Source organism: Bradyrhizobium tropiciagri, from assembly GCF_018130505.1.
Taxonomy (GTDB): Bacteria; Pseudomonadota; Alphaproteobacteria; order Rhizobiales; family Xanthobacteraceae; genus Bradyrhizobium; species Bradyrhizobium tropiciagri_B.
Genome location: NZ_JAFCKH010000005.1, coordinates 453444 through 471360 on the forward strand (window position 1 = coordinate 453444; position 17917 = coordinate 471360).

16 protein-coding genes are annotated in these 17917 nt (G+C 64.2%); 8 read left to right on the plus strand and 8 right to left on the minus strand.

All coding sequences use genetic code 11. From position 1 onward, the window contains the following. Positions 1 to 27: 27 nt before the first annotated feature. Both JQ633_RS15775 and JQ633_RS15780 read right to left on the minus strand, forming a co-directional pair. Positions 28 to 513: a DUF3658 domain-containing protein gene (locus JQ633_RS15775; protein WP_211985948.1), complete on the minus strand. Its 486-nt coding sequence runs from the start codon at positions 511 to 513 to the stop codon at positions 28 to 30. A 114-nt stretch (positions 514 to 627) separates the two neighbouring features. After that, the gene (locus JQ633_RS15780) at positions 628 to 2154 is read right to left on the minus strand and encodes a malonate--CoA ligase (RefSeq protein ID WP_211985949.1); all 1527 of its coding nucleotides are present in this window, start codon (positions 2152 to 2154) and stop codon (positions 628 to 630) included. 87 nt (positions 2155 to 2241) lie between these two features. On the opposite strand from JQ633_RS15780, the gene JQ633_RS15785 reads away from it, so the two are divergent. After that, positions 2242 to 3003: an SDR family oxidoreductase gene (locus JQ633_RS15785; protein ID WP_211985950.1), complete on the plus strand. Its 762-nt coding sequence runs from the start codon at positions 2242 to 2244 to the stop codon at positions 3001 to 3003. Between the two features lie 107 nt (positions 3004 to 3110). Here the strand turns inward: JQ633_RS15785 and JQ633_RS15790 are convergent, their stop codons facing one another. Further along, positions 3111 to 4508: an MFS transporter gene (locus tag JQ633_RS15790; protein ID WP_211985951.1), complete on the minus strand. Its 1398-nt coding sequence runs from the start codon at positions 4506 to 4508 to the stop codon at positions 3111 to 3113. Between the two features lie 310 nt (positions 4509 to 4818). Between JQ633_RS15790 and JQ633_RS15795 the strand changes: the two genes are divergently transcribed. The 3 genes from JQ633_RS15795 (at position 4819) to JQ633_RS15805 (ending at position 6988) form a co-directional block, all read left to right on the plus strand. Continuing rightward, positions 4819 to 5373 carry a fasciclin domain-containing protein gene (locus JQ633_RS15795; RefSeq protein WP_211985952.1) on the plus strand — a complete coding sequence of 185 codons (555 nt, stop codon included), beginning with the start codon at positions 4819 to 4821 and terminating at the stop codon, positions 5371 to 5373. A 182-nt stretch (positions 5374 to 5555) separates the two neighbouring features. Continuing rightward, positions 5556 to 6188, plus strand: a complete 633-nt coding sequence (locus tag JQ633_RS15800) for a cytochrome b/b6 domain-containing protein (protein WP_211985953.1) — start codon at positions 5556 to 5558, stop codon at positions 6186 to 6188. A gap of 14 nt (positions 6189 to 6202) precedes the next feature. Next, positions 6203 to 6988 carry a molybdopterin-dependent oxidoreductase gene (locus JQ633_RS15805; RefSeq protein WP_211985954.1) on the plus strand — a complete coding sequence of 262 codons (786 nt, stop codon included), beginning with the start codon at positions 6203 to 6205 and terminating at the stop codon, positions 6986 to 6988. A gap of 34 nt (positions 6989 to 7022) precedes the next feature. Here the strand turns inward: JQ633_RS15805 and JQ633_RS15810 are convergent, their stop codons facing one another. Both JQ633_RS15810 and JQ633_RS15815 read right to left on the minus strand, forming a co-directional pair. Next, complete coding sequence (locus tag JQ633_RS15810; protein WP_211985955.1) at positions 7023 to 8201, minus strand: YbfB/YjiJ family MFS transporter; 1179 nt, start codon at positions 8199 to 8201, stop codon at positions 7023 to 7025. 80 nt (positions 8202 to 8281) lie between these two features. Then, positions 8282 to 9145: a DMT family transporter gene (locus JQ633_RS15815; RefSeq protein ID WP_211985956.1), complete on the minus strand. Its 864-nt coding sequence runs from the start codon at positions 9143 to 9145 to the stop codon at positions 8282 to 8284. A gap of 205 nt (positions 9146 to 9350) precedes the next feature. On the opposite strand from JQ633_RS15815, the gene leuB reads away from it, so the two are divergent. Next, positions 9351 to 10463 (plus strand): 3-isopropylmalate dehydrogenase, encoded by a 1113-nt coding sequence (leuB, locus tag JQ633_RS15820; protein WP_211985957.1) that lies wholly within the window; start codon positions 9351 to 9353, stop codon positions 10461 to 10463. Positions 10464 to 10633: 170 nt separating this feature from the next. Here leuB and JQ633_RS15825 read toward each other — a convergent pair whose 3' ends face one another. Continuing rightward, positions 10634 to 11038, minus strand: a complete 405-nt coding sequence (locus JQ633_RS15825; RefSeq protein WP_211985958.1) for a hypothetical protein — start codon at positions 11036 to 11038, stop codon at positions 10634 to 10636. A gap of 190 nt (positions 11039 to 11228) precedes the next feature. Then, positions 11229 to 12026, minus strand: coding sequence for a hypothetical protein (locus tag JQ633_RS15830; RefSeq protein WP_211985959.1), 798 nt, complete (start codon positions 12024 to 12026; stop codon positions 11229 to 11231). A 115-nt stretch (positions 12027 to 12141) separates the two neighbouring features. Between JQ633_RS15830 and JQ633_RS15835 the strand changes: the two genes are divergently transcribed. The 3 genes from JQ633_RS15835 to JQ633_RS15845 all read left to right on the plus strand — a co-directional run bounded on the left by JQ633_RS15835 (position 12142) and on the right by JQ633_RS15845 (position 14913). Next, positions 12142 to 13176, plus strand: a complete 1035-nt coding sequence (locus tag JQ633_RS15835) for an aspartate-semialdehyde dehydrogenase (protein WP_211985960.1) — start codon at positions 12142 to 12144, stop codon at positions 13174 to 13176. Positions 13177 to 13206: 30 nt separating this feature from the next. Continuing rightward, complete coding sequence (locus JQ633_RS15840) at positions 13207 to 14292, plus strand: hypothetical protein (protein ID WP_211985961.1); 1086 nt, start codon at positions 13207 to 13209, stop codon at positions 14290 to 14292. Between the two features lie 66 nt (positions 14293 to 14358). Continuing rightward, on the plus strand, positions 14359 to 14913 hold the full coding sequence (locus JQ633_RS15845) for a TIGR00645 family protein (protein ID WP_211985962.1): 555 nt from the start codon (positions 14359 to 14361) through the stop codon (positions 14911 to 14913). A 56-nt stretch (positions 14914 to 14969) separates the two neighbouring features. Here the strand turns inward: JQ633_RS15845 and JQ633_RS15850 are convergent, their stop codons facing one another. Further along, on the minus strand, positions 14970 to 17798 hold the full coding sequence (locus JQ633_RS15850; RefSeq protein WP_211985963.1) for a beta strand repeat-containing protein: 2829 nt from the start codon (positions 17796 to 17798) through the stop codon (positions 14970 to 14972). Positions 17799 to 17917 lie beyond the last annotated feature (119 nt).

Below are 17917 nucleotides of genomic sequence, written 5' to 3' on the forward strand. Positions count from 1 at the left end.
GCTTCGCTCCATCCGGGCTGCGGCACGTCAATCCGGCTTCAACCTGACCTCGCTATGTCGCCACCTACGGAGATCGCCTTGGCTTTCGAAGCGCCCCGCCTCGACCAGTTCCTGAATGCGCGCAGCGAAGATTTCGTGAGCAATTTCTAAGTCCAGCTCTTTGCTTCGCTTGCCCGCGTCCCCGACGACGCGGGCCATCTTTTGCCATCGAGGTACGATGCACGAGGTGACGATCTCATCGATCTGAACCTCGGAGACCGATGGTGGAAGTTGAACCTGGTCCCACGCGAGCGAGCTGCTGATTTCGGGGAATTCGTCATGCGGGACCAAATCGGGAAAGCGCTCATAAAGCGCGTCAAGCAGCTCGGAGTTGAGCCGGACGACAAGCTCATGGAGAGAGGCGGCATCCCCGTCCCGATCTCTGAGAACTTCCGCAGCGGCTCTTGCCTCGTCGAGTTCGAGCGCGGCGTTATACAGATAATCGGCAATCTCTTCGGCCTGCTCGCGATCCATGACACCTGCCCCAGTAGGTAGCCCGTAGCCCGGATGGAGCGAAGCGTAATCCGGGGCCGGTCTTTCCGCCCGCAAGAACCCCGGATTTCGCTTCGCTTCATCCGGGCTACGGAATTACTTCGCGTAGATATCCTTATACGTATCCCGCAGAATGTTCTTCTGCACCTTGCCCATCGCGTTGCGCGGCAGTTCGTCGACCACGAACACGCGCTTCGGCATCTTGAACTTGGCGAGCCGCCCGTCGAGCGCCTGCAGCACCGATGCCTCGCTGACAGCCGCGCCCTTGGTGCAGACCACGACGGCGGTGACGCCTTCGCCGAAATCGGCATGCGGCACGCCGATCACGGCCGACTCGATCACGCCGGGCATGGCGTCGATCTCGCTCTCGATCTCCTTCGGGTAGACGTTGAAGCCGCCCGAGATCACGAGGTCCTTGCCGCGGCCGAGGATGTGGACGTAGCCCTTGCCGTCGATCTTGCCGAGGTCGCCGGTGATGAAGAAGCCGTCGCCGCGGAATTCGGCCTTGGTCTTCTCCGGCATCCGCCAGTAGCCCTTGAACACGTTCGGGCCCTTGACCTCGATGACGCCGATCGTCTCCGGCGCAAGCACCTTGCCGGTCTCGGGGTCGGCGACCCGCACCGAGACGCCGGGCAGCGCGAAGCCGACCGCGCCGGGCACCCGGTCGCCGTCATAGGGGTTGCTCGTGTTCATGTTGGTCTCGGTCATGCCGTAGCGCTCCAGCACGGCATGGCCGGTGCGCGCGGACCATTCGCGATGGGTGTCGGCGAGCAGCGGCGCGGAGCCCGAGATGAACAGCCGCATGTGCTTCGTCGCCTCCTTGTTGAGGCCGGGGTTCTGCAGCAGGCGGGTGTAGAAGGTCGGCACGCCCATCATCACGGTGGCACGCGACATCAGCTTGATGATCAGGTCCGGATCGAACTTCGGCAGGAAGATCATCGAGGCGCGGGCGAACAGCGTCACGTTGCTCGCCACGAACAGGCCGTGGGTGTGGTAGATCGGCAGCGCGTGGATCAACACGTCCTTGTCGGTGAAGCGCCAGTAATCGACCAGCGAATACGAGTTCGATGCCAGATTGTCGTGCGACAGCATCGCGCCCTTGGAGCGGCCGGTGGTGCCCGACGTGTAGAGGATCGCGGCGAGATCATCATTGCCGCGTGGAACGGTCGCAAACTCCTTGCTCGCCTTGTCTGCGGCGTCCGTGAGCGAACCCTTGCCGGACGGGTCGAGCGTCTCGACCTTGGCGCCGACCTTGGCCGCGATCGCCTTGATGCCCTCCAGCTTGGAGGGATCGCAGACCACCAGCGACGGTTCGGCGTCGGTGATGAAGTATTCGAGCTCGTTCAGCGTGTAGGCGGTATTGAGCGGCAGATAGACCGCGCCGGCGCGCACGGTGGCGAGATACAGCACGAGGCCAGAGACTGACTTCTCGGTCTGCGCCGCGACGCGATCGCCGACCTTCACCCCGCGGTCCACCAGCACATTCGCCATCTGGCCGGCGCGCGCGATCAGATCGCCATACGTGATGCGGCTACCGTCGAGCTGCTCGATCGCAAGTCGGCCCGGGTCGTCGAGGCCGTCGAACAGGCGGGAAAACAGGTTGGCGTTGGTGGTCGTGTTCATGCAACATCCCCCGAGGGGCGAAAGGGCCGGTAAGAGTCCGGCTGGATTAGCAAAAACGCCCTTCGGAAAGCAACGGAGACAGATTGCATGACAAACAATGGGAAACGCGTGGCCTGGGTCACCGGCGGCGGCACCGGTATCGGCGAATCCGGGGCCGAGTTCCTGGCCGCGGACGGCTGGACGGTGGTGGTCTCCGGCCGCCGCAAGGAGGAGCTCGACCGCGTGGTGGGCAACATCACGAAAAAGGGCGGCAAGGCCGAGGCGATTGCGCTCGACGTCAGCAGCAAGGCCGACGTCACCAAGGCGGCGGACGCGATCGTCACCAGGCATGGCCGCATCGACCTGTTGGTCAACAGCGCCGGCATCAATGTTCCGAAGCGGAGCTGGGCCGAGATGGAGCTGGAAGGCTGGGACAAGCTGGTCGAGATCAACCTCAACGGCGTGCTCTACTGCATGCGTGCGGTGCTGCCGACGATGCGCAAGCAGAAGGACGGCTGCATCATCAACGTCGCCTCCTGGGCCGGCCGTCATGTCTCGAAGATGCCGGGCCCGGCCTACACCACGACCAAGCACGCGGTGCTGGCGCTGACCCATTCCTTCAACATGGATGAATGCGTCAATGGCCTGCGCGCCTGCTGCCTGTCGCCGGGCGAAGTCGCCACCCCGATCCTGAAACTGCGGCCGGTGGTGCCGAGCGAGGCCGAGCAGGCCAAGATGCTGCAGCCCGAGGATTGCGGCCGCACCATCGCCTTCGTCGCCAGCATGCCGGCGCGGGTCTGCATGAACGAGATCCTGATCAGCCCGACGCACAATCGCGGCTTCATCCAGACCCCGGCGAACCGGGACTAAGCTCTGCCTTCGTAGCCCGGATGGAGCGCAGCGTAATCCGGGACGGTGTCTCCACGGAGAAGCTATCCCGGATTTCGCTGCGCTTCATCCGGGCTACGGTTCACGGCTCACTCGATGATCTCGTTCAGCTCCTTGCCGGAATGCTCGGGCACGAACAGGAACACACCGATCGCCATCGCGATCATCAGCACGGGGATGCAGAGGAACGCCAGCGCGAACGATCCGGTGTGCTGCTGGAGCGCGATCGAGACGAACGGGAACAGCACGAAGCCGACGAAATAGGCGATCGCCCAGACCACGCCATTGGCGGCGCCGCGGATCCGGGTCGGGAACACTTCGGCGGTCAGCGTTGTGCTCGGGCCCCAGAAGCCGAGGAAGCCGAGGCACCAGAGCAGCCCGAACGTCCACAGCAGGACGCGATCCTCGGAATAGACCCAGAGCGTCATGAAGATCGCGCCCTCGATCAGCGTGATGATGAAGGCGCGGCGGCGGCCGATCCGGTCGATCAGCCAGCCGACCAGGCATAGTCCGACGAAGCCGCAGAGGCCGTAGAACACGTAGAACAGGCTGTATTCGGCCGTCGACCAGTGCTTCTCGGTCGAGAGATAGAGCGGCATCCAGGCGCCGACGGTGCCGTAGATGCAGGTCGAGGCGCAGGCCACGAACAGCGCGACCAGGGTCGCCGGCAGCACGTCGGGCATGAAGACCTGGCGGATGCCGACCGACTTCGCCTTGCCGAACCAGGCGCTATCGTCGGCGCTGACGGTGCCGCCACGCGCCAGCGTCTCCGCGATACGCCGCTTGCGGTCCTCCGCACGCACCCAATAGGGTGATTCCGGACAGGTGGAGCGGACATAGATCGCAAGCAGCGCGATCACGCCGGGTACCATGACTGCGACGCGCCAGCCGAAATTGGCGGCGACGAGCCCGGTGATGGCGCCGGCGAGCGTGGCGCCGAGGCACCAGGCCGATCGCGTGATGGTGATCACCCGCCCGCGCAGCCGCGCCGGCCAGGTTTCGGCCACCAGCATCGAGCCGAGCGACCATTCGCCATTGAGCGCGAAGAACAGCAGCGAGCGCGCGATCACGAAGACGGTGAAGGTCGGTGACAGCGCCGCGACCGGCATCAACAGCGAGAACATCGCGATGTTGACGGCGAGCAGTGTGCGGCGGCCGAAGCGGTCGGCGAGCCATGGCCAGAAATACAGGCCGGCGATGCCGACGAAGAGCGCGATCTGCATGCCTGAGCGATATTCAGGCAGGCTCAGCGAGAACTCCTTGATCACCATCGGCGAGACCAGCGCGAAGATCACGCCGTCCATGCCGTCGAAGCCCCAGCCGAGCGCGTTGGCGGTGGCGATGTGCCAGTGGGTTTTCGTGATCCCGGTGCTGCCGGCGACGGCGCGGTAATTGGCGTATTGCAGGTGGTGCTGCTCGAGCGGGCCGGTGTCGCCGGCCTGGTCCACCGCAGACGCGGCGTGTTGGTCCGCCGTCATGCTGCTCATGATCGCCTCCCATCGCAGCCGCCTTCTCTGAGGCGTGCCGCAACCTCAGGCTGAAGCAATTGCCGCATGTCGGCAAGCAAATTGCTCGCGGCGGTGCACTGTTCTTTCCGTCGAGTGGAATGCCGGTGCCGCGCGGGTACGCAAGGCATCATCAGCGGTTTCAGGAATCACAAAGAATTATTTCCGGAAACCGCGCGGGAAACTCCCCGTAGCTCGGCCAACGACGACGCATTCACCGACCACCGCGCCGTTGTTGCCCTTCATCGCCGGCGCAAAGCCGCCGGCAGCACCCTCTCTGGGAGACGAAACCATGTCGAAGCGTATTGCCACTCTCGCCGCCGCTGCCTTCAGCGCGCTCGCCATCACCGCCACCGTTATCGCGCCTGTGCGCGCCGAGGAGAAGACCGTGATGGTCGGCGGCGCCGCGATGTTCCCGTCCAAGAACATCATCCAGAACGCCGTCAATTCGAAGGACCACACCACGCTCGTCGCCGCGGTGAAGGCCGCCGGCCTGGTCAACACGCTGGAAGGCAAGGGCCCGTTCACGGTGTTCGCGCCGACCAATGCCGCGTTCGGCAAGCTGCCGGCCGGAACCGTCGACAATCTGGTCAAGCCCGAGAACAAGGGAACGCTGACCAAGATCCTGACCTACCATGTGGTGCCCGGCAAGCTCGAGGCGTCCGACCTCACCGACGGCAAGAAGCTGAAGACCGCCGAGGGCGAGGAGCTCACCGTGAAGAAGCAGGACGGCAAGGTCTGGATCGTCGACGCCAAGGGCGGCACCTCGATGGTGACGATCTCGAACGTCAACCAGTCGAACGGCGTCATCCATGTGGTCGACACCGTCCTGATGCCTGCGACGTAACACCGCCCCGCTACCTTTAGTCCCTGACCGGACGAGCGAAACGGCGAGCCGGGGCCCGCACCCCGGCTCGCATTTTTGTGACCGCCATAGGCGGCGTGCATTAAACTGATAGCCATCGGTCTGGTAACGGAACGCCGGTTCCGGGCGTATAAACCGGTAACGATCCCAAGCAGAGAATGCCCATGTCGAGTCTTGCCGTAAGCAACGACCATGCAGACGCCGCGACGCCGGCGAAGGCGATCCAGCCCGCCTGGGTCCGCGTGGTGCACTGGATCAACGCGCTCGCGATGATCCTGATGATCATGTCCGGCTGGCAGATCTACAACGCCTCGCCGCTGTTCAACTTCAGCTTCTCGCGCAGCATCACGCTGGGCGGCTGGCTCGGCGGCGCGCTGCTGTGGCACTTCGCCGCGATGTGGCTGTTGATGGTCAACGGCCTGATCTATCTCGCCCTCGGTTTTGCCACCGGCCGCTTCCGCAAGAAGCTGCTGCCGATCACTCCCGGCGGCGTGATCTCCGACACCAAGGCGGCGCTGACCTTCAAGCTGTCGCATGCCGATCTCAGCAAATACAATTCGGTGCAGAAGCTGCTCTATACCGGCATCATCGTCGTCGGAATCGTCATCGTGCTGTCCGGCCTGTCGATGTGGAAGCCGGTGCAGCTGCATTGGCTGGTGTCGCTGTTCGGCGGCTACGACGTCGCGCGTTACGTTCACTTCACCTGCATGGCGCTGATCGTCGCATTCCTTGTCATCCATGTCGCGCTCGCGGTGCTGGTGCCGAAGAGCCTGCGCGCCATGATCATCGGGCGCTGAGAGAGGAACTGATCATGGGCCGCCTCCGCAAACTTCTGATCCCCGGCGTCGACAAGAAACTGCTGGTTCGCGACGCCGTTAAGGTGATGCCGGATCCGACGCGTCGTCGTTTCCTCACCACGGGCGCAAGCCTCGGCGCGCTGACGCTGCTGACGGGCTGCGACGTGCTCGACTCATCTTCGGCCGAGGAGATGCTGAAGAAGGTGTCGAAATTCAACGACGCGGTGCAGTCCTGGATGTTCAATCCGAATGCGCTGGCGCCGACCTTCCCCGAGAGCATGGTGACAAAGCCGTTCCCGTTCAACGCCTATTACGATCTCGACGATGCGCCCGACATCGATGGCAAGGACTGGAAGCTCGAGGTGCGCGGTCTGGTCGACAACAAGAAGTCCTGGACCATCGACGAACTCTACCAGCTGCCGCAGGTCAAGCAGGTGACGCGGCACATCTGCGTCGAGGGCTGGAGCGCGATCGGCAGCTGGACCGGCACGCCGCTGCGCGATTTCCTCAAGCTGATCGGCGCCGACACGCGGGCGAAATATGTCTGGTTCCAGTGCGCCGACAAGGACGGCTACAACTCGCCGCTCGACATGGAGAGTGCGCTGCATCCGCAGACCCAGATGACGTTCAAATTCGCCGACCAGATTTTGCCGCGCGCCTATGGCTATCCGATGAAGATCCGAGTGCCGACCAAGCTAGGCTTCAAGAACCCTAAATATGTGATCTCGATGGAAGTCACCAACGACTACAAGGGCGGCTACTGGGAGGACCAGGGGTATAATTCGTTCAGTGGAAGCTAGCTCGCTGTCGTCCCGGCCTGCGCTGGGACGACAGCTACGGCCCGACCTTCCGTTGAAACGCCGACAGCACCGCACCGAGCGCCAGCATCGCCGCCGAGACGTTTAGCGCAAACGATAGGCTGCCGACGGCGTCGGTGATGGCGCCGACCACGATCGGGCCCAGCGTCTGGCCGATGCCGAAGGCGATCGTCATCGCGGCGATCGCGGTCGGCCAGGATTCCGGTGGGTAGTTGAAGCGGACGAAGGCGGTGGTGGAGCCGACCACCGCGAAGAAGGCGACGCCGAACACCAGCGCCGAGAAGGCGAGCAGCAGCGGCGAATGGCCGAAGATCGGCAGTGCGGCGCCGAGCGCATTCATGCCGAGGATGATCGTGGTGGCGAGCCCGCCGCGGTCGAGCGCCAGCACGCGCCGCCAGACCCAGGGCGTCACGAAGGCGCTGAGGCCGATCAGGCTCCAGAATGCGCTCTGTGCCGCCGCACCGCCGCCGCCGTCGCGGACATAGGCGATCATGAACGTCATGTAGGCGATGTAGCCGGCGCCGAACAGGAAGTAGCCGGCGAGATAGATCAGCACCGGCATGACCGCGAACTGCGTCCGCACGATGCTGCCGGCGGCGGCGCCGGCATGGAACGGCGCCAGCAGCAGCGGCGCCGTCATGATCGCGGAGAGCAAGGTCATCGCCCACCACACGATCCACCACGAGCCCGCGCCGAAGCCTTGCAGCACGAACGGGGCGATGAGGCCGGATGCCAGGATGCCGATGCCGGGCCCGGCATAGAACAGGCTGAGCAGGAAGTTGGCGCGTTCGGGACGCGACTGCGCGATGGTCGCGGCCAGCGCGCCGCCGCCGACGAAACCGATCGCAGCGGCAAAGCCGGCCAACAGGCGGGCGAAGCTCAGCACCGTGAAATTCCCTGACAGGGCGCACAGCGCCAGCGACAGCACGCAGGCCAGCGTCGACCATCGCACCGAGGTCGCAAGCCCGAAGCGCTGGATGATGCGCGAGGCCAGCAGTGCGCCGACCAGGTAGCCGGCGGCGTTGATCGTATTCATGAAGCCGGCGGCCGAATAGGACCAGGCCAGCGAGTCCCGCATGTCGGGCAGCACCAGCGAGTAGGCAAAACGGCCGATGCCGAGCCCGACGGTCGGTGCCAGCGACAGGATCAGGATCAGCTGCGCGGGATGCGGGTAGGACGGGGTTGGCGCTCTCACAATTCACTCCGGCAAGGCGGACATTCTGGCAGGCCACGGCGATCCTGCCCAGCGCTCAAGCAGCAACGGTGTCTTGCACATCAGGCAATCAGCACCAGCGCCACGCCGATCACGGTCAGCCCGGTTCCGAACACGATCCGTCTGGTGATCTGGATGTGCTTGAGCATGACCGCGCTCAGCAGCACCGTGACCAGCGGGTAGATCGCGGCGATCGGCGCCACCAGCGTGATCGGGCCGTGGCGGACCGCGGCGAACAGGCTGAGCGCGCTGAGCCCGTTGCTGATCCCGGTGAGCGCGAACCAGAAGCGGCCCTCGCGCGGCGCTTGCACGATGAAGCTACCGGTGCGGATCCGCTGTACGGTCAGCACCACCAGCGACGACATCACATAGCCGATCAGGCAGGCCCATAGCGGGCTCGGCCAGATCGCAAGTCCGAGTTTTGCAATAGGCGGTACGATGCCCCGTACCAGCGCGCTTGCCAGCGGCAGCAACAGCGCCCAGCTGCGCCAATGGCCGAGATCGCGCGGCCGCGTCACGGTGATGATTGCGGCTCCCGCCACCGCGACGATGAGGCCGATCAGCTGTTGCGGCTGCAACGGCTCCTGCAGCAGCAGCACTGCGGCGGTGACCGAGAACAGCGGCGCGAGATTGCCGAGGGTCGAGGTGATGACCGGGCCGAGCGCCCGGTTCGAGGCGAAAGTCAGCAGCGTCAGCGAGGCCGGGAAGAACAGGCCGATCGCCATGAAGATCGGCAGCGCTCGCCACACCACCGCCTCGCCCTGCAGGAGCAGCGGCGAGGCCAGCAGGAACAGCAGGGTGAAGGAGGGTACGCTGATCGCGGCGCCCGACAACGGCTCGACCGTGCGCAGGCCAAGCTGCGCCAGCGCCACCCCGGCGCCGAGGAGAATGGCCGAGGCGAAGGCGTAGACGATGGCTGCGGTCATGAGGTCCGTCTTGTTGGCTTCTTGGGGCGCGGATGGCTTTTCGGGCCATTTTGGCCCTGCGCGGGGTGCCTTGCCAATCGGTGCCGGGCGTTTTAGCACTCCGGCCGGATTTCCCTAGCTCGTCATGCTCGGGCTTGCCCCGGGCATCTGGATTGCCGGCGAAACTCCGGCAATGACAACAAACCGCACCTTCGAGGTAACGACCATGGCGACCCATAAACTGCTGCTTCTCCCCGGCGACGGCATCGGCCCCGAAGTGATGGGCGAGGTGCAGCGCCTGATCGACTGGCTGAATGCGCAGGGCATTGCGAAATTCGAGACCGAGCAGGGCCTGGTCGGCGGCTCCGCCTATGACGCCCACAAGGTGTCGATCTCCGAGGGTGACATGGCCAAGGCCACCGCGGCGGACGCCGTGATCTTCGGCGCGGTCGGCGGTCCGAAGTGGGACAGCGTTCCCTATGAACAGCGGCCCGAAGCCGGCCTGTTGCGCCTGCGCAAGGATCTCGGCCTGTTCGCCAATCTGCGCCCGGCGGTGTGCTACCCGGCGCTGGCGGAAGCCTCGAGCCTGAAGCGCGACGTGGTCGAGGGCCTCGACATCATGATCGTGCGCGAGCTTACCGGCGGCGTCTATTTCGGCGAACCGAAGACCATCACCGATCTCGGCAACGGCCAGAAGCGCGCGGTCGACACCCAGGTCTACGACACCTACGAGATCGAGCGCATCGGACGCGTCGCCTTCGACCTGGCGCGCAAGCGCAAGAACAAGGTGACGTCGATGGAGAAGCGCAACGTCATGAAGTCGGGCGTGCTCTGGAACGAGGTCATGACCCAGGTTCACGCGCGCGAATACAAGGACGTCACGCTGGAGCATCAGCTCGCCGATTCCGGCGGCATGAACCTCGTCAAGGCGCCGAAGCAGTTCGACGTCATCGTGACCGACAATCTGTTCGGCGACATGCTGTCTGACATCGCGGCGATGCTGACCGGCTCGCTCGGCATGCTGCCGTCGGCTTCGCTCGGCGAGATCGACGCCAAGACCAAGAAGCGCCGCTCGCTGTTCGAGCCGGTGCACGGCTCGGCGCCCGACATCGCCGGCAAGGGCCTCGCCAACCCGATCGCGATGATCTCCTCGTTCGGCATGGCGCTGCGCTACTCGTTCGACATGGGCGCGCTCGCCGACAAGGTCGACGCGGCGATCGCAGCCGTGCTCGCCAGCGGCCTGCGCACTGCCGACATCAAGTCGGAAGGCACCACGGCTGCCAGCACGACGCAGATGGGCGAGGCGATCCTGAAGGAATTGCAGAAGCTGCACGTGTGACGCCCACGCCGTCATTCCGGGGCATCGCGCAGCGATGAACCCTCAGGTGCGCAATTGCGCACCGAGAATCTCGAGATTCCGGGTCTGGTCCTTCGGACCATCCCGGAATGACAGCCAAAACAAAAATGGCCGGGCCCGGCCATTTTCGCGTCGGCAGATCGCCAAAAATATCAATACAGCGGGAAATTCCGCGGATAGCCGCCGAGATCGCCGGGCGGGCTGAGCGGCTGGCGATCGATCGGCTGGTTCTTGTTCTCGCGCGCGAACGAGGGATAGCCGACGTCCGCCGGGAAGGCGTAGTCGTTGAACTTGCGGTCGCCCGGCAGTACTTCGGTGCCGGCATCGAGCCACGAGCGGGTGGTGACGTAGACGCGGGTGCGCGGGCCCTGCTGGTAGACGCGGTTCGGACCCTGCGCGCCGTAATAGCGGCGGCCGTCGCGGTCGTACTGCTCCTGCTGCTTGCGCTTGCTCGGCGACTGCGCGCTGGCGGCGGTGACACTGAGCGCGGTTGCGGTGACGGCAGCCGCGGCAAGCAACACCACGAGCTTGTTCGCGGCAGGGAATTTCAAGGTCATCGCATCCTCGTCAGTACGGCCCCGGATCGGGGCTGGCGCGTTCGCCAAAATCACTTGGAACATATTGTAGCCGCGATGGGCGGGCCGTCACTAGGTCAATTGCGCCACACCGCCGGACATAATGCGGCGGGAAGCGCAAAAGTTTCATGAAAACCAGTACGTTGCCCAGGGCTCCGCCATGGTGTTGCCATCAAAAGGCGCCGCGCAGCCGCGGGTTCTCGCTGCCCATCACCCAGTCGGACGACAGCGCCGGCGCGCCGGAGGTAACGCAGTCGGTGCGCTTCAGCTCGGCATGGGCGAACAGCCCGGCCAGCCGCGGGTCATTGCCGGCCGCCAGCAGGGTCAGCCGGTTCAGCATGCAGGCGATCGCGGCGCGCTGGGCCGGCAGGCCGGCGCCCTGGCAGGTCCAGCCGGAGATCCGGATATCGGGCGCGTCGACCTGCTTGAGGAAGCCGAGGCAGGTGCGGCCACCGTCGCGCTGGGCCGGGCGCAGCAGCGTCACGCTGCCGAACTTGCTGTCGATGATCCCCGCCGCCTCGAGCTCGCGCGTGCCGCCTGGGTCGAGGCGCGCGGCGATCTCGGCGATCGCGGGACCCGCGGCCTCGCCGCCGGGACGGTAGATTTCCAGCTCGGCCGCCGGCGCGCCGGCGGCGTCGGCCCAACGGAGGACGTCCTTGCGGCCGCCCTCGGGATGCCGGAGCACTTCGTAAGTCTCTGGTTTATCTCGCGGATCGAGCCGGCTGATGGCGAAGGCCGGTGCCGGACGGCTGGCCGGGCTCCAGCCCGCGGCGGCGGCCGGCGCCGCCATTGCCGTTGCGTCCGGCAGTTGCTTCCATAGATAGTTGCCAAGGGCGACGAACAGCGCGAGCACGGCGACATAGGCGAACAGCCGGGAGAGCGTGGCGTAGACCTCGTCGACGAGGCCCGTCAGTGCCGACGCCATTCCCGTATGATGGGGTGCGGCCGGATCGGCCTGAAATAAACGCATTAAAACGCTCAAATGCACGCAACGTTGTCTTGACGGGCTTTCTCGCATAGAAGCGCTGCCTCTTCCCTTTCCGCTGCTAGCGGGGGAGCAGGCATTTTTCGTCGGAGAGTGAACGATGGGTTACAAAGTCGCGGTGGTCGGAGCGACCGGCAATGTCGGGCGCGAAATGCTCAACATTCTCGACGAACGCAAATTCCCCGCCGACGAGGTCGTCGTGCTGGCCTCGCGCCGCAGCGTCGGCATCGAGGTCTCCTATGGCGACCGCACCCTGAAGGTGAAGGCGCTCGAGCACTATGATTTCTCCGACGTCGACATCTGCCTGATGTCGGCCGGTGGCTCGGTCTCGAAGGAATGGTCGCCCAAGATCGGCGCCGCCGGCGCGGTCGTGATCGACAATTCCTCGGCCTGGCGCATGGACCCGGACGTGCCGTTGATCGTGCCGGAGGTGAATGCGGATGCCGCCGCGGGCTTCACCAAGAAGAACATCATCGCCAACCCGAACTGCTCGACCGCGCAGCTCGTCGTCGCGCTGAAGCCGCTGCACGACAAGGCGACCATCACCCGCGTCGTGGTCTCGACCTATCAATCGGTGTCGGGCGCCGGCAAGGATGCGATGGACGAATTGTTCTCGCAGACCAAGGCCGTCTACACCAATGACGAGCTGATCAATAAGAAATTCCCGAAGCGCATCGCCTTCAACGTCATCCCGCACATCGACGTCTTCATGGAAGACGGCTTCACCAAGGAAGAGTGGAAGATGATGGCGGAGACCAAGAAGATCCTCGATCCGAAGATCAAGCTCACCGCGACCTGTGTGCGCGTGCCGGTCTTCGTCGGCCATTCCGAGGCCGTCAACGTCGAGTTCGCCGATCCGATCAGCGCCGACGAAGCGCGCAACATCCTGCGCAACGCGCCAGGCTGCCTCGTGATCGACAAGCACGAGCCGGGCGGCTACGTCACGCCGTACGAGGCCGCCGGCGAGGACGCCACCTATATCAGCCGCATCCGCGAGGACGCGACGGTGGAGAACGGCCTGTCGTTCTGGTGCGTGTCGGACAATCTGCGCAAGGGCGCTGCGCTCAACGCCGTGCAGATCGCCGAAGTCCTGATCAACCGCAAACTGATCACCGCGAAGAAGCAGGCGGCCTGAGGCTTAACAGCCATGCGCCGATTGGCTCTGATGACTGCCCTGGTTGGTGCGGGTGTTGGTGGATTGGCAATGGCGGAAAGTCCGACAGACGCGCAGGTACGCGAGTATCTTGATCGATCCTACCCGTTCATCGAACAGAACGCCCCGCCGCCGGGACGCTGGACGTCGTATGAAAACAACCAGCCCGGACGAAAATGGACCGGCGCGTCGCGGTGGAGTGTTCGGCACGGCGAAGCGGTTGTTCGATGGAGCCTTGGAGAGCCTCACTATGTGACTGGCGCCAAATTGGCCGACGGCGCGCTCGTCAATGCCAGCCGAGTGGATAGCGACAATTGGCGCTATCAAGTCTCGGAAAAGCCGCGCCGTTGGGTGCATGGTACGATTGATATTGGTCCGGATCGCGTCGTCTTCACACCGGGGAAACAGCCGGGATATTCGACGCCTGTTCCGCACCAATATCCCGACCTCGAAGTCGATCTTGCCGGAGACGAGGCGCTTCGAGCACGCTTGCTGGATGAGGACTTCGCGGACGCATTGTACGCCTATTTGAAGAACCAGAGCTTCTTCAAGGAGGGCGGCGATCGAATCCAATCGATGGGGTTGTCCGGAACGGCGGGGATGGTTGCTAATCTGCGCGGGCAAGGCGACGTCTATACCGACTACTATCCGCATGGCGGCCGAGTTCCGCTCAGTGATCTTTCCCACGCCACACATCGCGAAATGGATGCTGAAGAAGCCGCGCGCGAAGCGGCGTTGACCGCTCGGTTCGTGGAGATCAAAGCCATCCTGGACCGGCTGGGATGGCGCCGCGCAACGCTCGAGGACCGAAAGTTTGCCGCAGTGGCCACGCGAAGCGATTTGGGGTCCTGGGAAGCGCGGCCGGAAGGGAGTGCGCCGGATTGGGCGGCAAGAATTCCGGCGCCTCGATTGTCGCCCCCCGGCGCAATCCGTCTTGTCGCGAAGCCCCGTAGTCAGATGACGGAGGCCGAACGCGCTCGTGACGAAGAAATCGCAAGTGGCACGTTGCGGAAACGGCTGCACTCGTTGGCGATGAGTGGACGGATATCTGAGATTGAGTATCGAGAGATGGTCGGCCGGATCGCCAACATTCCTTGACAATCAACCGTCGACTGTCATTTTCGAACGGCCGCATACGAACAGACGCTAGGGACCGGACCAGCAATGACGGAAGATCCGGTGACCTACCGGCCCAATCCGACCCTGAAGCGCGTCGAAACCGGGTTCGAGAGCCTGCTGTTCAATAGCCGATGGCTGATGGCGCCGTTCTATTTCGGTCTCGTCGTCAGCCTCGCGGCGCTGCTGCTGAAGTTCTGCATGGAGCTTTGGCACTTCATTCTGCATGTGCCTTACGCCAAGGAATCCGACATCATCCTCGGCGTGCTCACGCTGATCGACATCTCGCTGACCGGCAACCTGATCCTGATCGTGGTGTTTTCCGGCTACGAGAACTTCGTCTCCAAGATCGATCCGGCCGGGCATCCGGATTGGCCGGACTGGATGACCAAGGTCGATTTCGGCGGCCTGAAGCAGAAGTTGCTGGCCTCCATCGTCGCGATCTCGGCGATTCAGGTGCTGAAGGCGTTTATGAACATCGACACCGCGTTCGATCCGAGCAAGCTCGCCTGGCTGGTCGGCGTGCACCTGGTATTCGTGGTCTCGTCCTTCATGCTCGCGATCTCCGACCGTTGGGGTAGCGGCGGTCACGGCGGCGAATAGCCAAGGCACCGCGGCGAACGGAACAGCCGGTCCTTACGTTTCCTCCGGCGCCTCCTCTACACAATGTGCCAGCTTGCATCGACGGCGCCTGCGCTGGCGACGATGTGTGCGCCGCCGGTCTGGCCGTTATCCCAGATCGAGACGGCGCCATTGTCGTTGTGCCACAAAATGTCGCTTAATCCGTTGCCGTCGAAGTCTCCGGTGCCGGCAATATGCCAGCTAGCGGCGACGACGCCAGCGCTGGCGATGACGTGTGCGCCGCCGATCTGGCCGTTATCCCAGATCGAGACGGTGCCGTTGTCGTTGCGCCACAGGATATCGCTCTGTCCGTTGCCGTCGAAATCTCCGGTGCCGGCAATATGCCAGCTTGCAGCGACGACGCCGGCGCCGGCGATGACGTGTGCGCCGCCGATCTGGCCGTTATCCCAGATCGAGACGGTGCCGTTGTCGTTGGCCCAAAGGATGTCGCTGTGACCGTTGCCGTCGAAATCCCCGGTGCCGGCTATGTGCCAACCGGCCGGGACGATGCCTGCCGACGCGATGATATGTGCGCCGCCGATCTGGCCATTATCCCAGATGGAAACGGCGCCATTGTCGTTGTTCCACAGGACGTCGCTGTGGCCGTTGCCGTCGAAATCTCCGGTGCCGGCAAAGTGCCAGCCATTCGCGATGGTGCCGGCGGGTGCGATGAAATGCGCGCCGCCGATCTGGCCGTTATCCCAGATCGAGGCCTTGCCGTCGTCGTTGACCCACAGGATGTCGCTGCGGCCGTTGTCGTCGAAATCCCCGGTGCCGGCAAAGTGCCAACCATTTGCGATGGTGCCTGCCGGAGCGATGACGTGAGCGCCGCCGATCTGGCCATTGTCCCAGATCGAGGCCTTGCCGTTGTCGTTCACCCAGTTGATGTCGTCATGCAGGTTGCCGTCGAAATCATGCCGCGTGACGGGCGCGAACACGAAATTGCCGGCGGTAAGCGTGGTCTTGGTAACACCGAGAAGCGTGAGCGTCGTCCCGGCCCCCAGGTTCAAGACGGTATCGCTGCCGTTCTGGATCGCCACCGCGAGCACGTCGTTGAGGCTGTGCATCCCGGCGAATCCAGCCAGATTGATCCGGTCGGCGCCGATGGCGAAGTCGAGGATGGTATCGGTTCCGCCGCCGGGTCCGGCAACGAATGTGTCGTTGCCGAGCCCGCCGGTCAGCGTATCGGCGCCGGCTGCCCCGCCGAGCGTGTCGTTGCCGTCATTGCCGAGCAGCACATCGCTTCCGTCGCTGCCGAAGATGATGTCGTTACCGGCGCCGCCGTCGATCGCGAGCTTGACCGGGTTGATACCGAGGTTGGCGGCGTTGACGTAGTCGTTTCCACCCAGCGCATTGACTTGCAGCACATCGCTTGCCGCTTCGGCGCCGATGAGGTCGACCTGCGCCTGCATGCCGTTCAGCAGGATGTGCCCTGCGATCTGCGTGATCAGGATCTGGTCGCCGCCCGCGCTGCCGTTGACGATGACGGTGTCCACCGCGGCATCGCCGCCACCGCCCGAGGCCTGCAGGTCGATCGCGACCTTGGTGACATCGGTGCCGGCCAGATTGTTGATCGTGATCGTGTCGGCGCCGCCCAGCGCCTTGAAGGCGATGGTCTCGACGCCATCGAGGTCCATGGTGATGCTGGCGACGTCGCGGGTAAACCGAACCCGGCCGCCATTCGCCGAGATATCGATGCGTTCAGCGATGTTTGCGCCATTGAAATTCAGGGTGTCGAGGCCGCCCTGGCCCTCGACGATGTCGCTGCCGTCGCCTGGATTCCAGATGTAACTATCGTTGCCGTCGCCGAGCAGCGCGAGGTCGTTGCCACGGCCGCCAATCACGATGTCGTTGCCGGCGCCACCCAGAATGACATCGGCGCCGTCACCGCCGGTGATCGTGTCGTTGCCGTCGCCGCCGTCGATCGTGAGGTTTGTCAACGCGGCGATGCCGTTGCCTGCGGTGATCACATCGTCGTTGGCATTGCCATGAATGACGATGCTCTCGCTGCTGACATCGGCGTTGAACGGAACGGAATCGACCCGGCTCACCCTCACAAACGTGCCGTTGGCAGTGATTGTGTAGGTATTGGCGGCAGCGCTTCCTTCGAACGTGACCGCGTCGGCTCCGCCTTGCGCATTGATCTGGACGACATCGCTGGCCGATTCCATCCCGTCGATAGTGGTCTGCGCGGCCAGGCCATTGACGAGCAGTTGGGTGCCGTTCTGGACGACCGAGATCGCGTCGTTGCCGGCTGTGCCGTTGACGATGACGGTGTCGGCTGCGCCATCGCCGCCGCCACCGGTAGCCTGCAGATCGATTGCGACCCTGGAGACATTGGTGCCGGCAAGATCGTTGACAGTGAGGGTGTCGGCGCCGCCCAGCGCCTTGACGGCGATGTTCTCGACGCCGTTGAGGTCCATCGTGATGGAGGCGACGTCGCGGGTGAGGCGAACCCGGGAGCCGTTGGCGGAGATGTCGATGTGTTCGCTGATGTTCGCCCCGTTGAAACTCAGCGTATCGACGCCGCCCTGTCCCTCGATGGTGTCGCTGCCGTCGCCGGGATTCCAGATGAATGTGTCGTCGCTGCTGCCGCCGATCAGCACATCTTCGCCTTGGCCCCCGATGAACGCGGTGGACGGCATGGGTCCGTTGCTTTGATCGAGCAAGATGGTGTCGATGCCTGCGAGGCCCGAGGCTTGAATAAGGCTGGTGTTCGCTACCGTCGCGACGCCGCCGCTGATCGGGACCGCGCCGTTATTGATGATGATGGTCCCCGCCGCGTCGCGGCCGATGCTGATGGGGTTGTCGAGCGTATCGCCAACGATCGAGAGAATGCCGGATGCGAAGCTTGCCGTAATGGCCATGGTCGTATGCCTTCCGCGGAATGAACTTTGCGTCAGAAAAGCAATTGCTGCGCGGCCACCGGCCGTGCCGCACGCGACGGCATAGCCAACGCTGCCGCCCTGATCTCGAACGGATCAGC

Bases quoted from the DNA above. Each gene is read 5' to 3' on its own strand.
- JQ633_RS15845 (WP_211985962.1), top strand. From the start codon at position 14,359: ATGACGGAAGATCCGGTGACCTACCGGCCCAATCCGACCCTGAAGCGC.
- JQ633_RS15780 (WP_211985949.1), bottom strand. From the start codon at position 2,154: ATGAACACGACCACCAACGCCAACCTGTTTTCCCGCCTGTTCGACGGC.
- JQ633_RS15805 (WP_211985954.1), top strand. From the start codon at position 6,203: ATGGGCCGCCTCCGCAAACTTCTGATCCCCGGCGTCGACAAGAAACTG.
- JQ633_RS15830 (WP_211985959.1), bottom strand. From the start codon at position 12,026: ATGCGTTTATTTCAGGCCGATCCGGCCGCACCCCATCATACGGGAATG.
- JQ633_RS15775 (WP_211985948.1), bottom strand. From the start codon at position 513: ATGGATCGCGAGCAGGCCGAAGAGATTGCCGATTATCTGTATAACGCC.
- JQ633_RS15815 (WP_211985956.1), bottom strand. From the start codon at position 9,145: ATGACCGCAGCCATCGTCTACGCCTTCGCCTCGGCCATTCTCCTCGGC.
- JQ633_RS15825 (WP_211985958.1), bottom strand. From the start codon at position 11,038: ATGACCTTGAAATTCCCTGCCGCGAACAAGCTCGTGGTGTTGCTTGCC.
- JQ633_RS15835 (WP_211985960.1), top strand. From the start codon at position 12,142: ATGGGTTACAAAGTCGCGGTGGTCGGAGCGACCGGCAATGTCGGGCGC.
- JQ633_RS15785 (WP_211985950.1), top strand. From the start codon at position 2,242: ATGACAAACAATGGGAAACGCGTGGCCTGGGTCACCGGCGGCGGCACC.
- leuB (WP_211985957.1), top strand. From the start codon at position 9,351: ATGGCGACCCATAAACTGCTGCTTCTCCCCGGCGACGGCATCGGCCCC.
- JQ633_RS15840 (WP_211985961.1), top strand. From the start codon at position 13,207: ATGACTGCCCTGGTTGGTGCGGGTGTTGGTGGATTGGCAATGGCGGAA.
- JQ633_RS15800 (WP_211985953.1), top strand. From the start codon at position 5,556: ATGTCGAGTCTTGCCGTAAGCAACGACCATGCAGACGCCGCGACGCCG.
- JQ633_RS15795 (WP_211985952.1), top strand. From the start codon at position 4,819: ATGTCGAAGCGTATTGCCACTCTCGCCGCCGCTGCCTTCAGCGCGCTC.
- JQ633_RS15790 (WP_211985951.1), bottom strand. From the start codon at position 4,508: ATGAGCAGCATGACGGCGGACCAACACGCCGCGTCTGCGGTGGACCAG.
- JQ633_RS15850 (WP_211985963.1), bottom strand. From the start codon at position 17,798: ATGGCCATTACGGCAAGCTTCGCATCCGGCATTCTCTCGATCGTTGGC.